We start from the raw sequence: 15519 nt of genomic DNA on the forward strand, positions 1-15519 counted from the left end.
GTGTCAAACTATTGTCACATTTACACTGTGAATAGTATGTTAAAATAGTGAGGTTACGTATACATATTTGAAGGAAGAGGGAGTGACCATTTTGGTGGATCAATCAACAAATCAGAAAAGCTATGCTCCTATTGTGATAACGCTTTCTGTAATTGTAAATGCGATTATTTTATTTTTGTTCTTTGGACCTGTTGGCTATGAAGGAGAAGTACATTTTGATGTAACAATTTTACCAATGTTAAATGCAATTTTTAATAGCTTTACGTTCGTATTCTTATTAGCAGCGTTATACTCTATTATTAAAAAGAATGTGAAAATGCACCGTGGTTTCATCCTGGCAGCATTTACAACGACGTTGCTATTTTGTGTTTCTTATTTATCGTATCATTACTTGGCGCCAGCAACACATTTTGGTGGGGAAGGATTCATTAAATATGTGTACTTCATTATTTTAATTACACATATTATCCTTGCAGCAATCATTGTACCACTTGCATTATTTGCGCTTGTATTTGGTTTTACAAATCAATTAACACGTCATCGTAAAATTGTACGTTGGACGATGCCGATTTGGTTATATGTAAGTTTATCTGGTGTTATTGTTTACTTAATGATCTCACCTTATTATCAATAAAAAATCTCAGCCTGTAGGCTGGGGTTTTTTATTAGGCAAATATTTTTGTGAAATGAAAAAAATATGTTATACAAAAGTATAGTTGCTTTTCATATAGAAGGGATGGTAAAGGAATATGCAAAATTTTGTATTTCGTAATCCAACGAAACTTATTTTCGGTAAAGGTCAATTAGAACAGTTGAAAACTGAAATTCCACAGTTCGGTAAAAAAGTTCTTCTCGTATACGGGGGAGGCAGCATTAAAAGAAATGGTATTTATGATAATGTAATTTCTATTTTAAAAGATATAAATGCGGAAGTATTTGAATTGACAGGTGTTGAACCAAATCCGCGTGTATCAACTGTAAAGAAAGGGATTCAAATTTGTAAAGATAATGGCGTTGAATTTATTTTAGCGGTTGGCGGAGGAAGTGTAATCGACTGTACGAAGGCAATTGCAGCTGGTAGTAAGTACGATGGAGATGTATGGGATATTGTAACGAAAAAAGCATTTGCTAGTGAGGCTTTACCATTTGGTACGGTACTTACTCTTGCGGCAACAGGATCTGAAATGAATGCTGGTTCTGTAATCACAAACTGGGAAACGAATGAAAAATATGGCTGGGGTAGCCCAGTTACTTTCCCGCAATTTTCGATTTTAGATCCAGTTCATACTGCGTCTGTACCGAGGGATCAAACAATTTACGGTATGGTAGATATTATGTCACATGTATTAGAGCAATATTTCCACCATGGAACAAATACAGAATTACAAGATCGTTATTGTGAATCTGTTTTAAAAACAGTAATTGAAACTGCTCCTAAGCTTTTAAGTGATTTAGAAAATTATGAGCATAGAGAAACTATTTTATATTGCGGAACGATGGCGTTAAACGGCATTTTAGCGATGGGAGTAAAAGGAGACTGGGCAACTCATAATATTGAGCACGCAGTTTCTGCGGTTCATGATATACCACACGGGGGTGGCCTTGCAATTCTATTCCCGAACTGGATGAAGCATGTTGTAGATGAAAATGTAAGTCGTTTTAAACAGTTCGCTATTCGCGTATTCGATGTAAAAACAGATGGAAAGATTGATCGAGAAATTGCGTTAGAAGGAATTGAGGCGTTACGTCAATTTTGGACTTCAATTGAGGCGCCAGTAACGTTAGCTGATTACGGTATTGGGGAAAATGAAATTGATTTAATGGCGGATAAAGCGATGGCTTATGGTGAGTTTGGTAACTTTAAAAAATTAAATAAAGATGATGTTTTAAGTATATATAAAGCTTCTTTATAGGTGAATCGAGAAAAGAAACCCATTTGATTGTTATATCAAATGGGTTTCTTTTTGTTGTTTATAACCGTTCGTGACTGATTTTGATTATTTATGAATGTTTGTGGTTGATTTTTGTGATCGTTTTCATTATACTGTAATCAAAGAAGAGGTGAATAAAATGTTAACTCCTGAACGTCATCAAATGATATTGCAACTTGTAAAAGAGCAGAAGGTTGTTAAATTACAGCAATTAGTGGAAAGAACAGAAAGCTCTGAATCAACAATTCGTCGTGATTTAGCACAATTGGAAAAGCAAAGGTTATTAAAAAGAGTTCATGGTGGTGCTGCTGTTTTAACAGGAAAAGGACAAGAGCCGACGATGGTTGAAAAATCATCCAAAAACATTCAAATAAAAAACCAAATTGCTAAGTATGCAGCTAGCATTGTTGAACAAGGTGATTGCATTTATTTAGATGCAGGAAGTACAACATTTGAAATGATTCCATTTTTAATAAATAAAGATGTTACTGTCGTTACGAATGGACTTATGCATATTGAAGCTTTAGTTGACAATAATATTCGTGCGTATTTACTAGGCGGGATGATGAAGAGTAGGACGAAAGCTTTAATTGGTGCAATGGCGCAAGAAAGTATGCAGAAGTACCGTTTTGATAAATGTTTTTTAGGAGCGAATGGTGTACATGAACAGCTTGGTTTTACAACACCGGATCCAGAAGAGGCACTTTTAAAACAAATGGCATTAACATTAGCGAACGAAGGATATTTTTTAATTGATGAAAGTAAGTTTTCGGAAGTTGCGTTTGCGAAAATTGCCAATGTGGAAGAGGCGAATATTATTACAAAACATTTAGAAATTGATTTAGAAAAATATAAAAGACAAACCAATGTAATTGAGGCTGATAAACAATGATCTATACAGTTACTTTAAACCCATCTATTGATTATGTAGTACAAGTTAGTTCCTTCGATTTTGGCGCAGTAAATCGAGCAGAGAAAGATATGAAGTTTCCTGGAGGAAAAGGGATTAATGTTTCTCGTGTTCTCCATCGTTTAGGTGTTGAAAATATAGCGCTTGGATTTACTGGTGGATTTACCGGTCAATTTATTAAAGATGTATTACAGACGGAAGGTGTAACAACAAATTTCGTCCAAGTAGATGGAGATTCCCGAATTAATGTGAAAATAAAAGGGCAAGAAGAGACAGAATTAAATGGACAAGGTCCTAATGTGACAAATGAACAATTTGAACAATTAATGAAACAAATCGAAAGTATGAAGCAGGGAGATTGTGTGGTACTAGCTGGAAGTGTACCGGCATCTATCCCAACTACTTTTTATGAATCAATCGCAGCATTTGGGGCTGAAAAAGGTATTCGTGTAGTAGTAGATGCGAGCGGAAGTGCACTTCAGCATGTAATTAAAAATAAGCCATTTTTAATAAAGCCTAATCATCATGAACTTGGTGAGTTATTCGGAGTAGAGATTTCAACAGTAGAAGATATTTTACCGTATGGAAGAAAATTAATCGAACAAGGTGTAGAGCACGTTATCGTATCAATGGCCGGAGATGGAGCTTTATTATTTACGGCAGAAGGTATATATGAAGCAACTGTTCCAAAAGGTGTTGTAATTAATTCGGTTGGTTCTGGAGATTCTCTCGTTGCAGGATTTGTAGGTAAATATGAACAGACAAAAGACATTGAAAAGGCATTTCAATATGGCGTTGCAACGGGGAGTGCAACAGCATTTTCAGCTGATTTATGTGAAAAGGAAAAAGTAGAAGAATTATTGTCGCAAGTAATTGTAGCTAAGCGATAGGGGGAAGCAACATATGAAAATTACAGAACTATTAAAAAGGGATACAGTTATTATGAATTTGACAGCTTCAAATAAAGAAGCTGTCATAGATGAATTAGTGGAGAAATTAGCCAGCGCAAATCGTTTAAATAGTAAAGCAGAATTTAAAGAAGCTATTTTTAAGCGGGAGTCACAAAGTACGACTGGAATAGGGGAAGGGATTGCAATACCTCATGCGAAAACAAAAGCTGTTAAGCAACCAGCGATTTGTTTTGGTAGAAGTGTAAGCGGTATCAACTATGAATCACTTGACGGACAGCCAGCGCATTTATTCTTTATGATTGCTGCAAGCGAAGGGGCGAATAATACTCATTTAGAAACGTTGTCGCGCCTATCTACATTATTAATGGATGAAGGTTTTCGCAGACAATTATTAGAAGCAAAGGATGGAGAGGAACTTCTTCGCTTATTTGATGAAAAAGAGAATGAAAAAGAAGAAGGAGAGGTTGAAGTTGCAAAACCAGAAGGAAATGAACCGTACGTATTAGCAGTTACCGCTTGCCCAACTGGAATCGCTCACACGTATATGGCTGCGGATAGCTTGAAAGCAAAAGCAGCAGAGCTAGGAATAGCGATTAAAGTTGAAACGAATGGATCAACAGGTATAAAGAACGGTTTAACGAAAGAGGATATTGAAAGAGCAACAACTATTATCGTTGCGGCAGATAAACAAGTAGAAATGAACCGTTTTGCTGGGAAGCATGTCATTCAAGTACCAGTCGCTGATGGAATTAGAAAAACAGAAGTACTTCTTAATCGCGCTGTAAAACAAGATGCACCAATCTTTAAAGGGATAAAAGAAGATGGGAAGGCAGAAAGTACAGAGAAAGAAAAAGGATTAGGAATTTATAAGCATTTAATGAGCGGTGTAAGTAATATGCTTCCATTCGTTGTTGGTGGCGGAATTTTAATCGCATTAGCATTTATGTTCGGTGGAATTAAGGCGGAAGGTCCTATTGCTGAAATATTAATGACTATTGGTGGTGGAGAAAAAGGAGCCTTTTTATTCCTTGTACCAATTTTAGCTGGATTTATTGCAAGTTCTATTGCTGATCGACCTGGTTTTATGCCTGGTGTTGTCGGAGGATTTTTGGCGGCACAAGCAAATGCTGGCTTTTTAGGTGGATTAATTGCCGGTTTCTTAGCGGGGTATATTGTTTTAGGATTGAAAAGATTGTTTTCAGGATTACCAGTACAGTTAGAAGGAATTAAACCTGTTTTGTTATATCCGGTCTTTGGATTGTTAATTACAGGGGTTGTTATGCAAAAAGTAGTAAACCCACCTGTAGTAGCATTAAATGAAATGTTAACAGGATGGTTGAATGGTTTGAGTGGAACGAATGCTATATTATTAGGTCTTATTCTAGGTGGCATGATGGCGATTGATATGGGTGGTCCAATTAATAAAGCCGCATTTACATTTGGTATCGCTGCAATAGAAGCGAAGAACTTTGGAGTACACTCTGCTGTTATGGCTGGTGGTATGGTACCGCCATTAGCGATTGCATTCGCAACTACCTTCTTTAAATCAAAGTTTACTGAAGCAGAACGTAAATCGGGTTTAACAAATTATATTATGGGAGCATCGTTTATTACTGAAGGTGCGATTCCGTTTGCAGCTGCAGATCCGGTTCGAGTAATAGTAAGTTGTGTTGTTGGTTCAAGTATTGCGGGTGCATTATCTATGTTATTCCAAATTACATTACCAGCACCGCATGGTGGATTGTTTGTTATCGCATTAGTAAATAAACCGGTGTTATATATTTTCTCGATATTCATAGGGACAGTTGTTTCTGCTCTTATGATGGGAATTTGGAAAAAGAAAGTTAAATAACACATGTAAAGGGAGCAGCTTTTATGAGCTGCTCTCTTTTATTACAAAAAAGGAGGTTAATAATTGGAAAATGATGATTTTTGGTAAAAGATGTAATGAAATATGATTTTTTTGTAACAAAAAAGTAATACTGTAATTTTTTTTGGAAAAAAATTCTGGTGCTTGTATGTGGAAAATATATGAAAACTATTGAGAATTCTATTGGAAATGGAATTCATTAATATGGAAATTTATGTTACAACTCATTAATCGTGTATTACGAATGGTTTGTAATTGTGTGATTTCTAAAAATCCTAAAAATCTGTTGCTATAATGAAAATACGAAAACAAAGCAAATGGAGGCTATTCATGAAAAAATTATTAGGTATAGCAACGGCGGCAGTTTTTGGTCTTGGGATTTTTGCGGGTTCTGCGAAAGCAGAAACAATTGTAACAACAGACGTATTAAATGTTAGAGAAAACCCAACTGCAGAGTCAAAACTTGTAGGTAAAATGTTAAGTGGGAATAAATTAGATGTTATAAATACAGAAAACGGATGGGCAAAAATTAAATTAAATGGTAAAGAAGCGTTTGTAAGTGCTGAATTTACAAAAAGTACATATTATGTAACGGCGGGCGTGTTAAATGTTCGTGCTGGAGCGAATACTGACTCTGAAATTCTTGGTAAACTGAATAAAGATGATGTAATTGAAACGACAAATCAAGTTCAAAATGAATGGTTACAATTTGATTATAATGGAAAAACAGGATATGTTCACGTGCCATTTCTAACAGCGACGGCACCTGTGATTGAAAAGAAAGAAGTTGTAACGCAAGAAGAAGCACCGGTAAGAGTAAATACGCCGGTTAAAAATAATAAAGTAGTTAAGAGCACAGAGTCTGTTAAGAATGTAGAAACAAGTAAACCTGTGGCAAAAGAGAAGTCAACTGCGAAACAAGTTGCTAAATCTACTGAAACAAGTGCACCTGCTGGTGGACGTGAAATAACAGTAGAAGCGACAGCGTATACAGCAGATCCAAGTGAGAATGGTACGCATGGTGGTCGTGTATTAACTGCAATGGGGCATGATTTAACAGCGAATCCGAATATGAAAGTAATTGCTGTTGATCCTAAAGTAATTCCACTTGGATCAAAAGTATGGGTAGAAGGATATGGAGAAGCGATTGCTGGAGATACTGGTGGTGCGATTAAAGGAAATCGTATTGATGTTTTAGTCGGTTCAGATGGTAGTGCTAATAGCTGGGGGCGTAAATCTGTAAAAGTGAAAGTTATCAAGTAGTATATGTATTAATATAAAAGGCGGTTGCTTGAAAGTATGTAAGCAACCGCCTTTTATGGATTATTGAAAAGGATAAATCGTTTTACCTGTAATAATTTTATATGCACTGCAAAATTGATTTTGAATATAATCTGTATTTTTATTTTCTGGATGTAATGTTGTTTCTTGGAGAGTAGAATGAAAAGAACGTAGCAAACAATTTAAGGCGAAATATAATTCTTCTTGTGAGCAATTTTGTTCCTTTGTAGCAGTAGCTAAAATGAGGTCTTTTGTCAAAGATGAAAAATTGATAGTGGATTGTTCCATAGTTAACTCATCCTCTCGAAGGTATTTTTAATCATGTATATGACGAATTGGACAAACTATGTTCTTTTTTATTTATAATTTCATGTACCGAAATGAAAGAACTTGCAATCATGCCGTTAAAATTGGTAAGATTGGATATAATCAATAGATGGAGTACATTACATAAAGAGAGTTGAATGATATGGGAGAAGTGCAACGTGAAAAAGTTGCTGTCATCATTGGACCAACTGCTGTTGGAAAGACGAAGTTAAGTATTGATCTTGCCAAAGCGTTGAATGGTGAAATTATAAGTGGAGATTCCATGCAGATTTATCGTACGATGGATATTGGAACTGCAAAGGTGACGAAAGAAGAGATGGACGGAATTCCACATTATATGGTCGATATAAAAAATCCGGAAGAATCATTTTCTGTTGCCGAATTTCAAGAACGTGTTCGTAAGCATATTCGAGAGATTACAGAGCGTGGTAAATTGCCGATTATCGTAGGTGGAACTGGTCTGTACATACAATCTGTTTTATTCGATTATCAGTTTACGGATGATGCTGGTGATACGATATACCGAGAACAAATGGAAAAGTTAGCATTAGAACGTGGTGTGGAATATGTACATAAAAAATTACAAGAAGTAGACCCAGAAAGCGCGGAGCGTATTCATGCAAATAATGTACGCCGTGTCATTAGAGCGCTAGAAATTTTCCACACGACGGGTGAAAAAATGAGTGATCAACTTGAAAAACAAGAAAACGAGTTATTATACGATGTTTCCTTGATTGGCTTGACAATGGATCGAGAAATACTATACGATCGCATTAACTTACGAGTTGATATAATGATGGACCAAGGTTTATTAAAAGAAGTAGAAGGATTGTATAATAGAGGGATACGAGATTGTCAATCTATTCAAGCGATTGGGTATAAAGAGATATATGATTATTTTGAGGATCGTGTCTCTTTAGAAGAAGCGGTATCACAATTAAAGACGAATTCACGTCGTTATGCAAAGCGTCAATTAACGTGGTTCCGTAATAAGATGGATGTCACATGGTTTGATGTTACAGACGGTGAAAAAACGTCAGAAATTTTACGATACATAGAAGGAAAGTTACAACTAAAGTCGAATAATAGTAAGTAGAGAAAAAGAGGAGGATTCGACATGAAGCAATCAATCAATATTCAAGATCAGTTTTTAAATCAACTCCGTAAAGAAAATACGTTTGTTACGCTGTACTTATTAAATGGTTTCCAGCTTCGTGGATTAATTAAAGGATTTGATAATTTTACAGTCCTACTGGAAACAGAAGGTAAGCAGCAGCTTATTTATAAACATGCAATTTCTACATTTGTACCACAAAAAAATGTTTCCATTGAATTAGAGTAGTAATGAATTATTGTACATAACAAAAAAAGAGCGAGTTTTTCGCTCTTTTTTTATTTGTCATAAACAATAAATAGTGAAATTTAAGCAATTCTAAATACAGTTAGACGAATGTTAGTGTTTCCTGTTGCAGGGATCGTAATCTCGTTAAGAGTAGATTGGACAGAAATGTTTGCGTTAGCTGTTAACGTTTCGATTGTAGTGAATGAAAGTGAGTCGCCTATTAGATTTGAAGAGAAGTTGTCAGTTGCGACTGCTCCATTAATTGAAATGCCTACTCCAAGAGGAGCGCATCCTGGCGCAGTTGTAGAAATAGATACGCTAATGACATAAATACCACCGTTGATAACTGTAACTGTATCTGTGCCATTAAAGATAATATTATTTACGTTAATTGCAGTACTGAAAATAAAGTTATTAAATTGTAGTACTGTTTGTTGAATGTTGTTTGTTACAACAATTGTTGCTACAGGGAAGCTAGGTCCAGTAGGCCCAGTAGGTCCGGTAACTCCTATACCAGTAGCGCCGGTAGCACCCGTGTTACCTTGAACGCCTTGAGGTCCAGTGGCACCAGTAGCACCCGTGTTACCTTGGATACCTTGAGGTCCAGTGGCACCAGTAGCACCCGTGTTACCTTGGATACCTTGAGGTCCAGTGGCACCCGTGTTACCTTGAACGCCTTGAGGTCCAGTAGCGCCGGTAGCACCCGTGTTACCTTGAGGCCCTTGAGGTCCAGTAGCGCCGGTAGCACCCGTGTTACCTTGAGGCCCTTGAGGTCCAGTAGCGCCGGTAGCACCCGTGTTACCTTGAGGCCCTTGAGGTCCAGTAGCGCCGGTAGCACCCGTGTTACCTTGAGCACCTTGAGATCCAGTGGCACCAGTAGCGCCCGTGTTACCTTGAGCACCTTGAGATCCAGTGGCACCAGTAGCGCCCGTGTTACCTTGAGGTCCAGTAGGTCCAGGAGGCCCACCAGAAGGTCCAGTAGGTCCAGTAACTCCTATCCCTGTAGCACCTGTATTACCTTGAGGCCCTTGGGATCCGGTAGCACCCGTGTTACCTTGAATGCCTTGAGGTCCAGTAGCACCTGTGTTACCTTGAGGCCCTTGAGGTCCGGTAGAACCAGTAGCGCCTGTGTTACCTTGAGGCCCTTGGGATCCAGTGGCACCAGTAGCACCCGTGTTACCTTGAACACCTTGAGGTCCAGTAGCACCTGTATTACCTTGAGGCCCTTGGGATCCGGTAGCACCCGTGTTACCTTGAATGCCTTGAGGTCCAGTAGCACCTGTATTACCTTGAGGCCCTTGGGATCCGGTAGCACCCGTGTTACCTTGAACACCTTGAGGTCCGGTAGCGCCAGTAGCACCTGTGTTACCTTGAACACCTTGAGGTCCAGTGGCACCGGTAGCGCCCGTGTTACCTTGAACGCCTTGAGGTCCAGTAGCACCCGTGTTACCTTGAACACCTTGAGGTCCAGTGGCACCAGTAGCGCCCGTGTTACCTTGAACACCTTGAGGTCCAGTGGCACCAGTAGCGCCCGTGTTACCTTGAACGCCTTGAGGTCCAGTGGCACCAGTAGCACCTGTGTTACCTTGAACGCCTTGAGGCCCAGTAGCGCCGGTAGCACCCGTGTTACCTTGAACGCCTTGAGGTCCAGTGGCACCAGTAGCACCTGTGTTACCTTGAACGCCTTGAGGTCCGGTAGCGCCAGTAGCACCTGTGTTACCTTGAACACCTTGAGGTCCAGTGGCACCGGTAGCACCAGTAGCACCTGTGTTACCTTGAACGCCTTGAGGTCCGGTAGCGCCAGTAGCACCTGTGTTACCTTGAACGCCTTGAGGTCCAGTGGCACCAGTAGCACCTGTGTTACCTTGAACGCCTTGAGGTCCGGTAGCGCCAGTAGCACCTGTGTTACCTTGAACGCCTTGAGGTCCGGTAGCGCCAGTAGCACCTGTGTTACCTTGAACACCTTGAGGTCCAGTGGCACCAGTGGCACCGGTAGCGCCAGTAGCACCCGTGTTACCTTGAACGCCTTGAGGTCCAGTGGCACCAGTAGCACCTGTGTTACCTTGAACGCCTTGAGGCCCTTGAGGTCCAGTAGCACCCGTGTTACCTTGAACACCTTGAGGTCCAGTGGCACCGGTAGCACCAGTAGCACCAGTAGCACCTGTGTTACCTTGAACGCCTTGAGGTCCGGTAGCGCCAGTAGCACCTGTAGCACCGGTAGCACCAGTAGCACCAGTAGCACCTGTGTTACCTTGAACACCTTGAGGTCCAGTGGCACCGGTAGCACCTGTGTTACCTTGAACACCTTGAGGTCCAGTGGCACCGGTAGCGCCTGTGTTACCTTGAGGTCCGGTAGCGCCAGTAGCGCCCGTGTTACCTTGAACACCTTGAGGTCCAGTGGCACCGGTAGCGCCAGTAGCACCTGTGTTACCTTGAACGCCTTGAGGTCCGGTAGCGCCAGTAGCACCTGTGTTACCTTGAACACCTTGAGGTCCAGTGGCACCGGTAGCGCCAGTAGCACCCGTGTTACCTTGAACGCCTTGAGGTCCAGTGGCACCAGTAGCACCCGTGTTACCTTGAACGCCTTGAGGTCCAGTAGCACCCGTGTTACCTTGAACACCTTGAGGTCCAGTGGCACCGGTAGCGCCTGTGTTACCTTGAGGTCCAGTAGCGCCAGTAGTGCCCGTGTTACCTCGAGGCCCAGTGGCACCGGTAGCGCCTGTGTTACCTTGAGGCCCAGTGGCACCGGTAGCGCCTGTGTTACCTTGAGGCCCAGTGGCACCGGTAGCGCCTGTGTTACCTTGAGGTCCAGTAGCGCCAGTAGTGCCCGTGTTACCTCGAGGCCCAGTGGCACCGGTAGCGCCTGTGTTACCTTGAGGTCCGGTAGCGCCAGTAGCGCCTGTGTTACCTTGAGGTCCGGTAGCGCCAGTAGCGCCTGTGTTACCTTGAGGTCCGGTAGCGCCAGTAGCGCCTGTGTTACCTTGAGGTCCGGTAGCGCCAGTAGCGCCTGTGTTACCTTGAGGTCCGGTAGCGCCAGTAGCGCCTGTGTTACCTTGAGGTCCGGTAGCGCCAGTAGCGCCTGTGTTACCTTGAAGTCCGGTAGCGCCAGTAGCGCCTGTGTTACCTTGAGGTCCAGTAGCGCCGGTAGCACCCGTGTTACCTCGAGGTCCAGTAGCGCCGGTAGCACCCGTGTTACCTCGAGGTCCAGTAGGCCCGGTAGGCCCTCTGCCGAACGAAGCTGAATTAACTAGAGTAGTTTGTAACTCTGCAATTAATTTAAGGAGTTCTTGGAGTGTACAATGATCGATTCGGAATAACTTTGTGATGTAAAGTAAATAATTAATTAAAATTTGGAGTTCAACAAATACAGCACTTGCTATGAAGGTTGGGTTTCTTAATATAGTTATTAAGTTTTTTATAATAGCTAATCCTTGCGCTTTTAGGGAGGAAGTAGCGTCTAGTGAACAAATAAATTTACTTAGTAGGTTCAATGTATCGATTAGATCTTCAATATTTTTGGGAGATGGATTTGCGAAAAGTTTGGGGATTATTTTTGTTAAATCAATAATGATTGCGCGAAATGTTCTAAGTTGTGATTTAGTAACTGGGATTGATGGGGTATTTGGAATTCGTCCGGCGCTACTTGGAAAGCATGGTTTGGAGAATTTGTTTTGACTGTCGTCATAACGAGACATTAAATCTCTCCTTTCTAATGAGAATGTGAATGAAACTCATCATAGTAGATGCAAAAATTGGTTAAATGGTCATAGTAAAATCGTTTGTTTGAAGAAAAAATAGAAAAAACGCCTTAAGATAAGGCGTTTTTTCTATTTTCTGCGTATTGATAATATCGTTTTAGTGAAATTTTTGATTTGAATCCAGCTAGTTTTATAATTTCTGACTCCGGAGTTTCTTTTTTTATTAAGTTTAAAATATAGGTGTTACGAAAATGTTGTCCTGAGATTCCTTTGCGTAAATTAGCTCTAGATACTTCAAGGCGAATCATTTTTTGGATAGCAATTTCTGTTAATCCCTTCGGTGCATCATTTTCGTATACCCATCTGTATGTTCCGCGATTAAAATCAAATGCGATAAATAATGGATCATTACTATGATATTTTGGACGAACGGGTTCAGGGATGCTTTTGTAATAAGTATATAGTTGTTTTTTGTCTTCGCTGGTTAATGTAATTGTTCTTTCTACTCCTGCGGTTGCTGGTATAGATAATGTGTTAGTTTCAAAGTGGACGTGATGCATAGTTAATGCTGTAAGTTCCTGTAAGGATAATCCATAGTCGATTAATAAGTTTAAAATAGCGATATTACGATCCATCAATAAAGGGCGCACAGGACGTTGTTTTTCTGAAAGTCCTTCTAATGAAGTGACTATATGTTTTAATCTTTTTTCTTCATCAGATGAAATGAAATCTTCATTGCGAAGCGTGCGGTCTGGTTGGATAGAAATTTCCATATTCTTTAATGGATTAGGGATGTTTAGAAAGTGATGCATTCTATTTAATACAATAAATACACGGTGCATCGTTTTCTCTGAGTAATGTCGATTCTTTTTTAAGTCGAAAAAATAATCTTCATAGTCTTTTGTACAAAGTGTAGCCCATATATTACTGGAAGGGAGCTTTTTGTTTTTTTCTAACCAATGTCCGAAATCTTCAATGTCATAAACATAACGTTTAATGGTTGAAGGTTTTCGGCCTTTATTCAATAAAAAAATAGAAAAGGCTTGTATTGTATCATGGAATTCCGTTGTCTCCATAGTCCCACCACCTTCATTATTTCTTATATTATAGCAAACTTTTCTGAAAATAGTCATTTGCAAGGGAGACAGGAATAATAATATTTGGTGAGTGGATAAAGTGAAACTTTAATCAGTGGGGATTTTGTTAATCCCTCGATGATTATCAGCCTACACCAATCGGGCATTTACGGGCAATTATCTGCCGCCTAACTTCCTAACATTTGCTGAATTTTGAGGTGGGAGTCTTACTGCTCGCAAATAGCGGGATAAAATGAGGTGATTGTATGGAACAATCGATGCGAAAGAAAAATAATAATCAAATTAACATTGTGTTAAATCATCGAAAGAAAATTTCTTTACCGGCCGCAGAAAATAAAACAGTAATTTCAAATGAAACTACAACGAAACATGAGATGCTGCAAAGAATTGAAGAAGAGATGGGGAAGCTTGTTGGGATGGATGATATAAAAAAGATAATAAAAGAAATATATGCTTGGATTTATGTGAATAAAAAAAGACAAGAAATAGGATTGAAATCTGAGAAGCAAGTACTCCATATGTTGTTTAAAGGGAATCCAGGTACAGGGAAGACAACTGTTGCTAGAATGATAGGAAAATTGTTGTTTGAGATGAATATTTTATCAAAAGGGCACTTAGTTGAAGCTGAACGTGCAGATCTTGTAGGAGAGTACATCGGACATACAGCTCAAAAAACAAGAGATTTAATAAAAAAGGCAATGGGAGGTATTTTGTTTATAGATGAGGCGTATTCATTGGCTCGAGGAGGAGAAAAAGATTTTGGGAAAGAAGCAATTGATACGCTTGTAAAACATATGGAAGATAAACAGCACGGTTTTGTATTAATTTTAGCTGGATATTCAAGAGAGATGAATCATTTTCTTTCATTAAACCCAGGACTGCAATCACGTTTTCCGTTTATAATTGAATTTGCGGATTACTCAGTAAATCAACTGTTAGAAATTGGAAAGAGGATGTATGAAGAGCGTGAATACCAGTTATCGAAAGAGGCTGAATGGAAATTTAGAGATCATTTACATGCTGTAAAGTACTCGTCGCAAATTACATCGTTTAGTAATGGACGATATGTACGGAATATTGTTGAAAAATCGATTCGTACACAGGCTATGCGGTTGCTACAAGAGGATACGTATGATAAATATGATTTAATTGGGATATCAAGTAGTGATTTGATGTTTGAAGAGGAGACGCACAGTACGTAAACTGTGCGTCTGTTTTTTTGTATAAGTGCTTTTACTCTTTTTTTGCTTTTTCTTGATAAGATTTATGGAAGCGTTCCATTTTAGCGCTTTTTTCGTGTGCAGAATTAGGATCGTGTCCAATTTGACCCACTGAGCTTTTTTGGGCACCTTTATTCACATGGTTTGTCATTTGTATTCACCTCGCTTTGAGGATTAGTATAAACATTATGTAAAGAAAAACTCATTGGAAAAGAAAAACCTCTTTACGATCTGTAAAGAGGTTAGATTGCTATTTATGCATGGAACGTTCTTTTGTATCGATACGTCTATGCGGTAAATGCCATTTGTAATGAATAGAAACCATGCGGAAGCAAACAATTAAAATGAATAAGGTATATAGAGCCCAATCGCTAACAATAATTTGAGCACCGATTAAGAAACCTGCTAAAATCGTCCAAAAGGCATATACTTCAGCTCGAAGGACGAGAGGCTTTCTTCGGGCTAAAAGATCGCGGATGATACCACCGCCAATACCAGTTAAAACAGCTGCTACGATTGTAGCGCTAATTGGTAAATTTAATTTTTGTGCATATAATGCTCCTTGTACGGCGAATGCTGATAAGCCGATAGCATCAGTGATATTTTCCCACTTTTTCCAATGTCTAATTAATTTATTAGGAAAAAGAAAAATAATCGTCATTGATAGTAGTGCGATTTGGAATAACATGTCTTGTTGCCAAAACGCGACAATCGGATAACCGATTAATAAATTACGAAGGGCACCTCCCCCAAATGCGGTTGCCATTCCTAAAATATACACCCCGAAAATATCATAATCCTCTTCCATTGCAACAATGGCTCCACTTAGTGCGAAAGCGATTGTGCCTATGATGCTAAAAATCTCCCATGCCATGAATTTTCTCCCCCGCTAACTAGATGAAATGTGCTTCCTCTGCTATTATATTAGAAGG

14 protein-coding genes are annotated in these 15519 nt (G+C 39.4%); 9 read left to right on the top strand and 5 right to left on the bottom strand.

All coding sequences use genetic code 11. The annotated features are described in order from the left end of the window. Positions 1-91 precede the first annotated feature (91 nt). The 6 genes from QCI44_RS09195 (at position 92) to entD (ending at position 6885) form a co-directional block, all read left to right on the top strand. Entirely contained in the window at positions 92-634 is a 543-nt protein-coding gene (locus QCI44_RS09195; protein WP_000228316.1) for a DUF420 domain-containing protein, read from the top strand. A 115-nt stretch (positions 635-749) separates the two neighbouring features. After that, positions 750-1913, top strand: a complete 1164-nt coding sequence (locus tag QCI44_RS09200; protein ID WP_016135187.1) for an iron-containing alcohol dehydrogenase — start codon at positions 750-752, stop codon at positions 1911-1913. Positions 1914-2070: 157 nt separating this feature from the next. After that, the gene (locus tag QCI44_RS09205) at positions 2071-2823 is read left to right on the top strand and encodes a DeoR/GlpR family DNA-binding transcription regulator (protein WP_016135186.1); all 753 of its coding nucleotides are present in this window, start codon (positions 2071-2073) and stop codon (positions 2821-2823) included. Next, positions 2820-3731 (top strand): 1-phosphofructokinase, encoded by a 912-nt coding sequence (gene pfkB / locus QCI44_RS09210; protein ID WP_016086705.1) that lies wholly within the window; start codon positions 2820-2822, stop codon positions 3729-3731. The genes QCI44_RS09205 and pfkB overlap by 4 nt, the downstream gene beginning before the upstream one ends. Before the next feature lie 13 nt (positions 3732-3744). Then, positions 3745-5604 (top strand): PTS fructose transporter subunit IIABC, encoded by a 1860-nt coding sequence (locus tag QCI44_RS09215; RefSeq protein ID WP_016135185.1) that lies wholly within the window; start codon positions 3745-3747, stop codon positions 5602-5604. 348 nt (positions 5605-5952) lie between these two features. Continuing rightward, positions 5953-6885 carry a cell wall-binding protein EntD gene (entD, locus tag QCI44_RS09220; protein ID WP_016086707.1) on the top strand — a complete coding sequence of 311 codons (933 nt, stop codon included), beginning with the start codon at positions 5953-5955 and terminating at the stop codon, positions 6883-6885. A 60-nt stretch (positions 6886-6945) separates the two neighbouring features. On the opposite strand, the gene QCI44_RS09225 is transcribed toward entD, so the two are convergent. Next, the gene (locus QCI44_RS09225; RefSeq protein ID WP_016086708.1) at positions 6946-7191 is read right to left on the bottom strand and encodes a hypothetical protein; all 246 of its coding nucleotides are present in this window, start codon (positions 7189-7191) and stop codon (positions 6946-6948) included. Positions 7192-7372: 181 nt separating this feature from the next. Here QCI44_RS09225 and miaA point away from each other — a divergent pair, with 181 nt between their 5' ends. Both miaA and hfq read left to right on the top strand, forming a co-directional pair. Beyond that, on the top strand, positions 7373-8326 hold the full coding sequence (gene miaA / locus QCI44_RS09230; protein WP_016086709.1) for a tRNA (adenosine(37)-N6)-dimethylallyltransferase MiaA: 954 nt from the start codon (positions 7373-7375) through the stop codon (positions 8324-8326). Positions 8327-8347: 21 nt separating this feature from the next. Continuing rightward, positions 8348-8572, top strand: coding sequence for an RNA chaperone Hfq (gene hfq, locus QCI44_RS09235; protein ID WP_000813896.1), 225 nt, complete (start codon positions 8348-8350; stop codon positions 8570-8572). An 80-nt stretch (positions 8573-8652) separates the two neighbouring features. Here hfq and QCI44_RS09240 read toward each other — a convergent pair whose 3' ends face one another. Next, positions 8653-12267: a Gly-Xaa-Xaa repeat protein gene (locus QCI44_RS09240; RefSeq protein ID WP_353811076.1), complete on the bottom strand. Its 3615-nt coding sequence runs from the start codon at positions 12265-12267 to the stop codon at positions 8653-8655. A 113-nt stretch (positions 12268-12380) separates the two neighbouring features. Further along, complete coding sequence (locus QCI44_RS09245) at positions 12381-13346, bottom strand: tyrosine-type recombinase/integrase (protein WP_016135182.1); 966 nt, start codon at positions 13344-13346, stop codon at positions 12381-12383. A gap of 266 nt (positions 13347-13612) precedes the next feature. Between QCI44_RS09245 and spoVK the strand changes: the two genes are divergently transcribed. After that, a complete protein-coding gene (gene spoVK, locus QCI44_RS09250) occupies positions 13613-14569 on the top strand; it encodes a stage V sporulation protein K (RefSeq protein ID WP_016135181.1) in 957 nt (318 codons plus the stop codon). Positions 14570-14600: 31 nt separating this feature from the next. Here the strand turns inward: spoVK and QCI44_RS09255 are convergent, their stop codons facing one another. Next, complete coding sequence (locus tag QCI44_RS09255; RefSeq protein ID WP_016086714.1) at positions 14601-14738, bottom strand: hypothetical protein; 138 nt, start codon at positions 14736-14738, stop codon at positions 14601-14603. A 99-nt stretch (positions 14739-14837) separates the two neighbouring features. Further along, entirely contained in the window at positions 14838-15461 is a 624-nt protein-coding gene (locus QCI44_RS09260) for a trimeric intracellular cation channel family protein (protein ID WP_000312270.1), read from the bottom strand. Between the last annotated feature and the right edge of the window lie 58 nt (positions 15462-15519).

The sequence above is a fragment of the Bacillus cereus group sp. RP37 genome (assembly GCF_040459695.1).
In the GTDB taxonomy this organism is placed as follows: Bacteria; Bacillota; Bacilli; order Bacillales; family Bacillaceae_G; genus Bacillus_A.

What these genes read in the sequence shown, in the direction of transcription:
- QCI44_RS09200 (WP_016135187.1), top strand. Translation starts at nt 750, where the DNA reads ATGCAAAATTTTGTATTTCGTAATCCAACGAAACTTATTTTCGGTAAA.
- QCI44_RS09205 (WP_016135186.1), top strand. Translation starts at nt 2,071, where the DNA reads ATGTTAACTCCTGAACGTCATCAAATGATATTGCAACTTGTAAAAGAG.
- pfkB (WP_016086705.1), top strand. Translation starts at nt 2,820, where the DNA reads ATGATCTATACAGTTACTTTAAACCCATCTATTGATTATGTAGTACAA.
- QCI44_RS09215 (WP_016135185.1), top strand. Translation starts at nt 3,745, where the DNA reads ATGAAAATTACAGAACTATTAAAAAGGGATACAGTTATTATGAATTTG.
- entD (WP_016086707.1), top strand. Translation starts at nt 5,953, where the DNA reads ATGAAAAAATTATTAGGTATAGCAACGGCGGCAGTTTTTGGTCTTGGG.
- QCI44_RS09225 (WP_016086708.1), bottom strand. Translation starts at nt 7,191, where the DNA reads ATGGAACAATCCACTATCAATTTTTCATCTTTGACAAAAGACCTCATT.
- miaA (WP_016086709.1), top strand. Translation starts at nt 7,373, where the DNA reads ATGGGAGAAGTGCAACGTGAAAAAGTTGCTGTCATCATTGGACCAACT.
- hfq (WP_000813896.1), top strand. Translation starts at nt 8,348, where the DNA reads ATGAAGCAATCAATCAATATTCAAGATCAGTTTTTAAATCAACTCCGT.
- QCI44_RS09240 (WP_353811076.1), bottom strand. Translation starts at nt 12,267, where the DNA reads ATGTCTCGTTATGACGACAGTCAAAACAAATTCTCCAAACCATGCTTT.
- QCI44_RS09245 (WP_016135182.1), bottom strand. Translation starts at nt 13,346, where the DNA reads ATGGAGACAACGGAATTCCATGATACAATACAAGCCTTTTCTATTTTT.
- spoVK (WP_016135181.1), top strand. Translation starts at nt 13,613, where the DNA reads ATGGAACAATCGATGCGAAAGAAAAATAATAATCAAATTAACATTGTG.
- QCI44_RS09255 (WP_016086714.1), bottom strand. Translation starts at nt 14,738, where the DNA reads ATGACAAACCATGTGAATAAAGGTGCCCAAAAAAGCTCAGTGGGTCAA.
- QCI44_RS09260 (WP_000312270.1), bottom strand. Translation starts at nt 15,461, where the DNA reads ATGGCATGGGAGATTTTTAGCATCATAGGCACAATCGCTTTCGCACTA.